The sequence below is a fragment of the Methylomonas rosea genome, assembly GCF_024505055.1.
Lineage (GTDB): Bacteria > Pseudomonadota > Gammaproteobacteria > Methylococcales > Methylomonadaceae > Methylomonas > Methylomonas rosea.
In genome coordinates this window covers 78,798-88,451 of the sequence record NZ_JANIBL010000011.1, presented here as the reverse complement: position 1 = coordinate 88,451, position 9,654 = coordinate 78,798, and the positions used below count along the sequence as shown (strand labels likewise).

Annotated in this window: 10 protein-coding genes and 4 tRNA genes; 4 read left to right on the top strand and 10 right to left on the bottom strand. The window is 50.4% G+C overall.

The window, feature by feature from the left end:
* Positions 1 to 45 precede the first annotated feature (45 nt).
* The 10 genes from NP589_RS05465 to NP589_RS05420 form a co-directional block, all read right to left on the bottom strand.
* Positions 46 to 121 (bottom strand) — tRNA-Thr (locus NP589_RS05465).
* 19 nt (positions 122 to 140) lie between these two features.
* Positions 141 to 214 (bottom strand) — tRNA-Gly (locus NP589_RS05460).
* An 18-nt stretch (positions 215 to 232) separates the two neighbouring features.
* A tRNA-Tyr gene (locus tag NP589_RS05455) sits at positions 233 to 317 on the bottom strand.
* 75 nt (positions 318 to 392) lie between these two features.
* A complete protein-coding gene (pth, locus tag NP589_RS05450; protein WP_256606078.1) occupies positions 393 to 947 on the bottom strand; it encodes an aminoacyl-tRNA hydrolase in 555 nt (184 codons plus the stop codon).
* A 22-nt stretch (positions 948 to 969) separates the two neighbouring features.
* Positions 970 to 1,566, bottom strand: a complete 597-nt coding sequence (locus NP589_RS05445) for a 50S ribosomal protein L25/general stress protein Ctc (protein ID WP_256606077.1) — start codon at positions 1,564 to 1,566, stop codon at positions 970 to 972.
* A 45-nt stretch (positions 1,567 to 1,611) separates the two neighbouring features.
* Positions 1,612 to 2,565 carry a ribose-phosphate diphosphokinase gene (locus NP589_RS05440; protein ID WP_064009325.1) on the bottom strand — a complete coding sequence of 318 codons (954 nt, stop codon included), beginning with the start codon at positions 2,563 to 2,565 and terminating at the stop codon, positions 1,612 to 1,614.
* A gap of 35 nt (positions 2,566 to 2,600) precedes the next feature.
* Positions 2,601 to 2,675 (bottom strand) — tRNA-Gln (locus NP589_RS05435).
* A gap of 9 nt (positions 2,676 to 2,684) precedes the next feature.
* Positions 2,685 to 3,557, bottom strand: a complete 873-nt coding sequence (gene ispE, locus NP589_RS05430; RefSeq protein ID WP_256606076.1) for a 4-(cytidine 5'-diphospho)-2-C-methyl-D-erythritol kinase — start codon at positions 3,555 to 3,557, stop codon at positions 2,685 to 2,687.
* Positions 3,557 to 4,126: a lipoprotein insertase outer membrane protein LolB gene (lolB, locus tag NP589_RS05425; RefSeq protein ID WP_256606075.1), complete on the bottom strand. Its 570-nt coding sequence runs from the start codon at positions 4,124 to 4,126 to the stop codon at positions 3,557 to 3,559. Before lolB ends, ispE begins: the two co-directional genes overlap by 1 nt.
* Entirely contained in the window at positions 4,123 to 5,847 is a 1,725-nt protein-coding gene (locus NP589_RS05420) for a tetratricopeptide repeat protein (protein ID WP_256606074.1), read from the bottom strand. Before NP589_RS05420 ends, lolB begins: the two co-directional genes overlap by 4 nt.
* 146 nt (positions 5,848 to 5,993) lie before the next feature.
* On the opposite strand from NP589_RS05420, the gene hemA reads away from it, so the two are divergent.
* From hemA to NP589_RS05400, 4 genes are read left to right on the top strand one after another with little or no spacing between them, the layout of a single operon-like run.
* A complete protein-coding gene (hemA, locus tag NP589_RS05415; protein WP_064009321.1) occupies positions 5,994 to 7,244 on the top strand; it encodes a glutamyl-tRNA reductase in 1,251 nt (416 codons plus the stop codon).
* 8 nt (positions 7,245 to 7,252) lie between these two features.
* Complete coding sequence (gene prfA, locus NP589_RS05410) at positions 7,253 to 8,338, top strand: peptide chain release factor 1 (RefSeq protein ID WP_256606073.1); 1,086 nt, start codon at positions 7,253 to 7,255, stop codon at positions 8,336 to 8,338.
* Positions 8,331 to 9,191: a peptide chain release factor N(5)-glutamine methyltransferase gene (gene prmC / locus NP589_RS05405; RefSeq protein WP_256606072.1), complete on the top strand. Its 861-nt coding sequence runs from the start codon at positions 8,331 to 8,333 to the stop codon at positions 9,189 to 9,191. The genes prfA and prmC overlap by 8 nt, the downstream gene beginning before the upstream one ends.
* Positions 9,188 to 9,610, top strand: a complete 423-nt coding sequence (locus tag NP589_RS05400; RefSeq protein ID WP_256606071.1) for a M67 family metallopeptidase — start codon at positions 9,188 to 9,190, stop codon at positions 9,608 to 9,610. The genes prmC and NP589_RS05400 overlap by 4 nt, the downstream gene beginning before the upstream one ends.
* Positions 9,611 to 9,654 lie beyond the last annotated feature (44 nt).

The window sequence follows — 9,654 nt, the reverse complement described above, 5'->3', positions numbered from 1 at the left end:
CCATTATGGAACACCCTAACTACAACAAAAACAATCAATCCTGTATGGAGCTCATAACCGGATTCGAACCGGTGACCTCTTCCTTACCAAGGAAGTGCTCTACCTACTGAGCTATATGAGCGAGTACCTTACCTCGAGAATGGAGCGGGTGATGGGAATCGAACCCACGCAATCAGCTTGGAAGGCTGGAGTTCTACCATTGAACTACACCCGCAGATTCCATTAAATTTGGTGGTGGAGGGGGGAGGATTCGAACCTCCGAAGGTAGAACCGGCAGATTTACAGTCTGATCCCTTTGGCCGCTCGGGAACCCCTCCGTTACTTATTCGATCAATTATCCTTATTTATAAAATCCTAGTCAAGCTTTTTTTAGACCGTCGCATGAACGAGACTCAATCACTCATGAACGCAAAATTTCCCACGACCACATCCGCCATATTTTTTGCTACTTCTTCAAACACCCTTAACAATCCAGCCTGAGCGTCAAGAGACAATCCAGACAGCACATAATCCGCCACCTTCTCCCCAGCCACGGGACGACCAATACCGAACCTTAGCCGATAAAAGTCACGAGAATCTATATGTGCAATGATGTCACGAAGTCCATTATGCCCTCCATGCCCACCATCCCGCTTTAATCTAACAAGACCCTCGAACAGCTCGAGATCATCATGAGCCACGAGCATTTCTTCAGGACTGAACTTGTAATAACGCAAAAACTTACCGACAGACATTCCGCTTTTATTCATAAAAGTCATCGGCTTTAACAACATAAGCCTGCATCCACCGACATTGCATTCCGCAACTTCGCCAGAAAACTGACCACTGCTTGACCAACCGGCGCCAGCCACCCCCGCCAGATAGTCCACAAAGAAAAACCCGGCGTTATGCCGGGTTTTTTCGTATTGCCGCCCGGGATTACCCAGACCAACAACTAACTTAATCATTCAAACGAAGCTTTAAATGCTTTTACTCAGCAACTTCCGCCGATCTTGGCTTGACGATTTGCGCAACAGGATGATCATGCTCTGCACCATGCTGCAACGCAGCAATCTCAACACCAGCCGGCAAAACCAAATCAGATAGATGTATTGTCGAACCAACATCCACACTCGCTAAATCTACCTCGATAAATTCCGGCAAAGCAGAAGGCATACACAACACTTCCACATCAGCCATAGCATGAGTTACTAAACCACCCTTCTTAACGCCGACCGAAATAGCCTCGTTGACAAAATGCAAAGGCACATGCACTTTCAACTTATGAGTCTCATCAACCCGCATAAAGTCCATGTGCAAAACTATTGGTTTTGCAGGGTGCCGCTGTATATGCTTAAGAACAGCTTTTTCTGTTTTACCGTCGATTTTAAGATCAAGCACATGCGAATAAACGGCCTCATGCACCAAATGCTTAACTACTTCGTTGTGATCCAGCAACAACATCTCAGGAGCACCGTTACCACCATAAACTACTGCTGGCACTTTACCCTGGCGACGAACAACTTTGGCCGCACTACTGCCCGAGGCACTGCGAGCTTCTGCAACAAATTCAAACACGTTAGCCATCTTTTTCTCCAAAAGCTTGTTCCACAAGCACTACTTTAATTCTTATCAATCAACGTATAGCGAGCTCACAGACTCACCCACAGCTATCCGCCGTATTGTTTCCGCCAGCATCTCAGCGACGCTTAACTGCCTGATTTTAGCAATCCCGGACAACTCAGCAGTTAACGGAATTGTATCCGTGACCACCAACTCATCAAGAACAGAGTTTTCAACATTTTCCGCAGCTGCACCGGATAACACCGGATGAGTACAGTATGCAACAACCTTCTTGGCACCGTTTTTCTTGAGCGCTTCCGCCGCGTGACACAAAGTGCCCGCCGTATCGACCAAGTCATCTACCATGACACATGTCCGACCCTCGACATCGCCGATAATGTGCATTATTTCAGAAACGTTCGGCCTAGGCCTACGCTTGTCGATTATCGCCAAATCAGCATCGCCCAGGCGCTTGGCAATGGCTCGAGCCCTTACCACGCCACCGACATCCGGCGAAACCACAATCAAATCTTCGTACTCTTGCCGCCAAATATCGCCTAGCAAAATGGGCGAAGCATACACATTATCAACCGGAATCCCGAAGAACCCCATAATTTGATCCGCATGCAAATCTACTGTCAATGCCCGATCAGCCCCAGCATTTCCTATCATATCCGCAACCAATCTTGCAGTAATAGGCACCCTAGCGGACCTTGAACGCCGATCTTGCCGGGCATAGCCGTAATAAGGCATAACCGCAGTTATTCTGGCCGCAGACGCTCGCCGCAGAGCATCAATCATCACCAACAATTCCATCAGGTTTTCATTGGTGGGCGCACAGGTGGGTTGTATGACAAATACATCCCTACCCCTAACATTCTCTTCTATCTCAACAAAAATCTCGCCATCACTAAAGCGACCAACAGTGGCCATACCTAGGCGCATATTGAGCTTCTTCACAATACCCTCAGACAACGCCTTATTGGCATTCCCCGAGAATACCATTACCGAGGCTTCACGCATTCAAGCACTCCCAAGGAACTATTGTGTGGAGATTATGGCTGGGCTGCAAGGATTCGAACCTTGGTATGCGAGGATCAAAACCTCGTGCCTTACCGCTTGGCGACAGCCCATTAAATTGATTAAACAGATCCGTGTTCTAATTTTTCATACAGAGGCGACACATTAAGTCCGCGAGCCAAATAAACTGACCAATTCTGGCTTAATCCAGAAAACGCCTCACGCGCAGACTGCTCCGAATTGAACTGAGCAAACACACAAGCGCCAGTCCCCGTCAATCTTGCTTCTGCATATTGAGATAACGCATCCAGCGCATCACTCACCGACTTATACAACTTACTAACGACCGGAAGACAATCATTCCGACAATCGCCTGCAATAAAGTCGCGCATTGTGATGGATTTACTATCTCTTGTCAACTCTTCGGCCAAAAAAATCTGCTTAGTGTTAACGTGACAATCAGGCTTGATCACCACAACCCATTGCTCCGGGATCGTTATGGGCTTTAATTCCTCGCCAACACCTTCACCCCACGCAGTGTAACCATAGACAAAAACAGGTACATCTGCGCCAAGTTGCAAGCCCAACTCCATCAATTTTTCTAATGGCAAGTGCAGATTCCACAACCTATTCAGCACCACCAGAGCAGTTGCAGCATCCGAACTCCCCCCCCCCAAGCCGCCGCCCATGGGCAGATTCTTTTCAACGTCGATGCACACCCCAGATGAACAACCGGCATATTGTTTCAACAAGTTGGCAGCACGAACGGTTAAGTCTTCGTGCTCAGGCACACCTGGAATTGGATTACGTAAATAGACCCGGCCATTTTCCGCTGGGTAAAACGTTATCCAATCACACAAATCAATAATTTGAAATACTGTTTGTAGCAAATGGTAACCATCGGGACGACGCCCGGTGATTCTCAGCATTAGATTCAACTTAGCCGGCGCCGGCCATCTCTCGCCCCAACCCGCCGTCTGTTCTTGCATTTCCATCACGACAAATCCCATTGATCGACTACTAATTTAATTCTTGTCTTGTCTTTTTCCGCATTGATTTTTCGCGGCAGCACCATGGCATTAACATGCTGCATTTCTTTGAAACCGACCCGCCATCCAGCCTGGAAAAACCCATCAACCTGTTCGACAAACGACTGTTCAGGATCAGGCAAGCCTAGCACCCAATATTTCAAAGCATTCACGGGCATCGTCACGCCTAGCTGCTCGGCCAATACCTCTTCAACCGGCCCGCGAAACTCTTTACGGATATCGCCATCATCCACAGACACCATATCAGCCGATACGGAAATCACAAGCTTGCCTTGAGCCAGGGGCCCAGCAAGCTCAATGTCATCCCGATCAAAGCGATGCCGCCAACTCACCGAAGCTGAAATCGAGTCTCTCTCATCAGCCAAAGCCAAACGTCCTTCAAAATACCATTGCCGCTGCTGCTGCAAAACTTGCATATCTTGCAGCCGATACACCTCAACAGGCTTCTCGGACAACAACGAGCAGCCTGCTAATGACATGACAGACAACAAAAATACGCTGTTCCTAAAAATCATTGCCCGTTCTGCAAAAAGCGTTTTTTAAATTCCAACAAATATTCGTCATCTGGAGATTTTTTATAGACGCTGTCAAAAAGCTCTTTTGCTTCCTTTTTCTCGCCTAAAGACCAAAGCACCTCGGCTATATGCGCTGCAATCTCATTTTCCGGCTGCTTTTCATAGGCTCTACGCAGAAATTCCAACGCCCGCTCGGGCTTGCCAAGCTTAAACTGCAACCAGCCGTAGCTGTCTATTACCACCGCCTCATCAGGCTGCAAACTTAAAGCGCGCTCCAAGTACTTGGCCGCCTCCTCATAGCGCTGCGTTCTGTCGGTCAACGTATAACCCAACGCATTCAGCGCACCAACATCGTCCGGCTTTTTGTCTAAAATTTTCTGCAAATCAGATTCGAGCACATCCAGCTTATCCAAGCGCTCGGCAACCAAAGCCCTGGCGTACAACACTTCGCGATTATCGGGCATGTCTTTCAACGCCTGTGTCAAGACATCGAAGGCTTCCTGGTATTTACCCAATTGGTTATAAAGCTCGGCCTTAACCATCAAAACTCGCAAATGCTGCTCCGGATATTTGTTATCCATCCGCTTGATGCGCGCCTCAATCTCGTCGAAGCGTTTCTGGTTCATCAACAATGACACCGCAGCCATATCCGCATCGAAAGCGTAATTGCCGTCGCTCACCCGATCAAACCACGTCAAAGCCTTATCGGGATGCTGTTGATCAACCTCGATCTTGCCCAAATAAAAACTAGCCTGCCCTTCCCACTCCGGATTGCTCAACAACTTCTCAAGCACGTTTTCAGCCTTATCGACCTGGCCTTGTTGCATATAAATCAATGCAAGCGTGAACAAGGTTTCCGCATCATCGGGCTTATCTTCCAGCACGCTCTGACAAAGCTTTATCGCATCGTCGTAGTCACGACCATTAACCAACACTTCCAACAACATCTTTCTAAGCATTCTATCTTCAGGCGCCGCCTTGACCGCTTTTTCCAAAGAGGTGCGCGCCTTAGCCAAGTCTCCTGAGCGCCCGGCCAGCTGTGCTTGCAAAATCACGGCCTTATTCCAATCGGGCTGTATCAGCAATGCTTGACTAACTTTCTGCTGGGCCAAGTCGTTATTCTGCAAAACCGACGCTAAAACCGCCTGCAAGAAAAACACACTCGCTTGGTTAGGGTGCTCAACAGCCAGCTCTTCCAACACATCGTAGGTAAACTGCGTGCGACCTTCTTTTTCCATTAACTTGGTCATTTCCAGCACACCCGCCTCAAAACCGGCCGGATCGTCAGCCAGCATGGCATTGAGATTTTCTACCGCCGCCTTTTGATCTGAATTTTTGATCGCCAATAACACGGCAAACTTTCTGGCTGCCAAATTTTTACCGTCTTTGGACAACCAAACCGTCAGGGCCTCACGGGTACGCTGCTCATCTTTCAAAAACAAACCGATTTTGACTGCTCGCTCCGCAATCCTCGGATCATCGACTCGCTTAGCGGCTTGCAAATAAGCATCCATGGCCAAGTGATACTGATTGCGCTGCCCTGCCAATTCCGCGGCCATCAGCAAATAGAGCACCTCTTCGTCGATCACCGTATTGCGGTTAACTCTGCTTTCCAAACCCTCCGGCTTGGCTGGCAAACCTTCTGCGTCAGGCTCTTTCTCAGGAGAAACAGCGCATCCTGACATCGATAAAAACATTGCTATGGCTATCCATTTTTTCATGCAATCAATTGACCCACTTTTGAAAAACTATTGACGATAGATTACCAGAAAAAGCCCCTGAATCGGACTGTCGTTTCATTGTATTTGGACAAAAACAGCGCATTCCTTAAAATAGCGGACTTTTCTTGTGCTATTGTTCGCAACCGATGACTCTTCTTGCCGTAGGGATAAATTACAATACAGCCCCGGTCGCGATCCGCGAACGCTTGGCGTTCCCGACGGAAATGCTCGATAACACGCTGAAAAACCTGTGGAATCTTCGAGAAATCAGCGAGGCGGCCATTCTATCGACTTGCAACCGCACCGAGTTTTACTATCAGGCTGACAGCGACAACCAATCCTCGTTGGTAAACTGGATAGCCGACACCAAACAGATCAAACCAGCCGATTTCACCCCCTATCTATACAGCTACAAAGATAGCCAATCGATAAGACATATGTTCCGCGTGGCTTGCGGCCTGGATTCGATGATCTTGGGCGAGCCGCAAATTCTCGGCCAGATGAAAACCGCCTACCATGCCGCTTCGCAGGCCGGCACGCTGGGTAGAAATCTCAGCAAGTTATTTCAACACACGTTTTCCGCCGCCAAAAAAGTCCGCACCGACACCGCTATCGGCTCCAGCCCGGTCTCGGTCGCATTTGCTGCCGTGCAACTGGCGCAACAGATTTTCGACAAACTCAGCGAACAAACCGCGCTGTTGATAGGCGCCGGCGAGACCATAGAGCTCACGGCTAGACACCTGTACCAGCACGGCATAGGCCGCATCATCATTGCCAACCGCACTTACGACAAAGCCCACGCCCTGGCGATGCAATTCAACGGCTACGCGATCAACCTTGCAGAGCTGCCGAATCATTTAGCAGAAGCTGATATTGTGGTGTCGTCCACCGCCAGCCAATTGCCGATACTTGGTAAAGGTCGCGTGGAAAGCGCGATCAAAATCCGCAAGCACAAACCCATGTTCATGGTCGATCTCGCCGTGCCACGTGACATCGAGGCGGAGGTTGCGCAACTGCGCGACGTCTATCTGTACACCGTCGACGATCTGCAAAACACCGTCAATCAAAACATGGACTCGCGCCGCCGCGCCGCCGAGCAGGCCGAGGAAATTATCGACACCCAGGTCGAACATTTTATGGCCTGGCTACGTTCCCAAGGCGCGCAAGAAACCATCCGCGATTTCCGCACGCAGGCCGAACAGACTCGCGACGAAGCCTTGCAAAGAGCGCTCGCCCAACTCAACAGCGGCGCAGCTGCCGACGAAGTGTTGCAGCGTCTCGCCCACACCTTGACCAATAAATTGATCCACACCCCTTGCGCGCAATTGCGCGAGGCCGGCGCCAACGAACGCCACGACCTCATCGCCGCTTCCCGCGAAATTTTCAAATTACGATAAACCACTGAATGAAACCCTCGATACAAACCAAACTGGAAAACCTCTGCGAACGCTTCGAAGAAATCACCGCCTTGTTGTCGCAACCGGAAGTACAAAGCAATCAAAACCAATTCCGCAGCCTGAGCCAGGAATACGCACAAATCGAGCCGTTGGTCGCCTGTTACAAAACCTATCAGGAAAACGAATCCAACTTGGAATCAGCCCAGGAAATGGCCAAAGACAGCGACCCGGAGTTAAGGGAGATGGCCAAAGAGGAAATCCAGGCCGCTGAAGCACAACGCGAAGAATTGGAACAACAGCTGCAAATTCTATTGCTGCCGAAAGACCCCAACGACAACCGTAACGTATTCCTGGAAGTACGAGCCGGTACCGGCGGCGACGAAGCAGCGATCTTCTCCGGTGACCTGGCGCGCATGTATCAACGTTATGCGGAGAGACAGGGCTGGAGTACGGAAATTATCAACGAAAACCGCGGCGAACACGGCGGCTTTAAAGAAGTTATCATGCGCGTAGCCGGCCAAAACGTCTATTCGCAATTGAAGTTCGAATCGGGCACCCACCGCGTCCAGCGCGTACCCGAAACCGAATCGCAAGGCCGTGTGCATACCTCGGCGTGTACCGTGGCGATCATGCCGGAAGTCGATGCGGTTGACGAAATCGACATCAACCCGGCGGATTTGCGCGTCGACACCTTCCGCGCCTCCGGCGCCGGCGGTCAGCACGTCAACCGTACCGAGTCGGCCATCCGCATTACCCACATTCCCTCTGGCGTCGTAGTCGAATGCCAGGACGAACGCTCGCAACACAAAAACCGCGCCCGCGCGATGTCGGTATTGCAAGCGCGCCTGATGTCCGCCGCCCAGGAAAAACAGCATGCCGAACAGTCTGAAAGCCGCAAGTTGCAAGTGGGTAGCGGCGACCGTTCAGAGCGTATCCGCACCTATAACTACCCACAAGGCCGGCTTACCGATCATCGCATCAATCTGACTTTATATAAGCTGGAAGAGATTATGGAAGGCGGACTGGAACATGTGATTCAACCGCTGATACACGAACATCAGGCCGAGTTGCTGACGCAGTTGGGCAATGTCTAAAAGCAATGACCATTTACTCCAAAGCCTGTTGATCGCGGCAATCGAACAGCTAAGCACAACCTCCGAAACTGCAATGCTTGACGCCGAAGTATTGCTCTGCCATTGCCTGGAGAAAAACCGCTCATTTCTCCGGGCCTGGCCAGAACATCAGCCCAACGCACCACAAATCGCGCAGTTTCAATTACTGATCGAACAACGCTCGCAAGGCACACCGGTTGCCTACTTAACCGGCCAGCGTGAGTTCTGGTCGCGCAATTTCAAAGTCAGCCCGGATGTGCTGATTCCGAGACCCGACACCGAATTGTTGATAGAGCTCAGCCTGTCGCTGTTACCGACAGACCGGCCCTGCAAAATCATCGATCTCGGCACCGGCTCCGGGATTATTGCTGTCACGCTGGCCGCCGAACGACCGCTAGCCCAGGTATTTGCAAGCGATCTAAGCTCAGCGGCTTTAGAAGTCGCCCGATATAATGCGCAGCAACTCAATGCTGGCAATATTAGTTTTCTGCAATCGAATTGGTTCGATAATATCGAGGAAACGGGCTTTGATTTGGTACTCAGCAATCCACCCTACATCGCAGATAATGACCCCCACTTAAAAATGGGGGACGTGCGCTTTGAGCCTGATGGCGCGTTGATGAGCCCCGAAAACGGCTTACGAGACATTCGCCTGCTTGCCGAACAAGCCCGCGCACATTTGAAAGACCATGGGCAATTATTGGTCGAACACGGCTACAATCAACAAACCGAGGTACAGGCCATTTTTAACGAACTGGGTTACCGTCAGATCAATACATATACGGATTTATCCGGCAATCCTCGGGTAACATCAGGAACATGGAAATCACTATGAATAACAGCGAAATTTCTCTGCCGCGCAAGCTCACCAATCAGTTACTGCACTTGGCGCAACTATCCCCGGATACCGAGGTTTGCGGCCTTATCGGCGCGGATAGCGCCGGCATGCCGGCGAGTTGTTATCCGGTGGAAAATAGCGCAGCCACGCCGGAAACCCGCTTCCTATTGAACTCCAGCCAGCAAATAGAGGCCATGCGCCAAATACGCGATAAAGGCGAAACGCTATTTGCAATCTACCACTCGCACCCGCACAGCCCGGCCCAACCCTCACTGACCGACATCAAGGAAGCCAGCTATCCGGATGTATTGCATTTAATCATCTCCTTGAATACCAAGGGCGTACTAGAGCTGCGTGGCTTTAAAATTGCCGAAGAAAGCGCGGAAGAAATGGTTTTGAATTTGATCGAAGCTTAATTCCACGCTGTAGGTGCGGCCCCTGACCGCGCCTACAAACCACA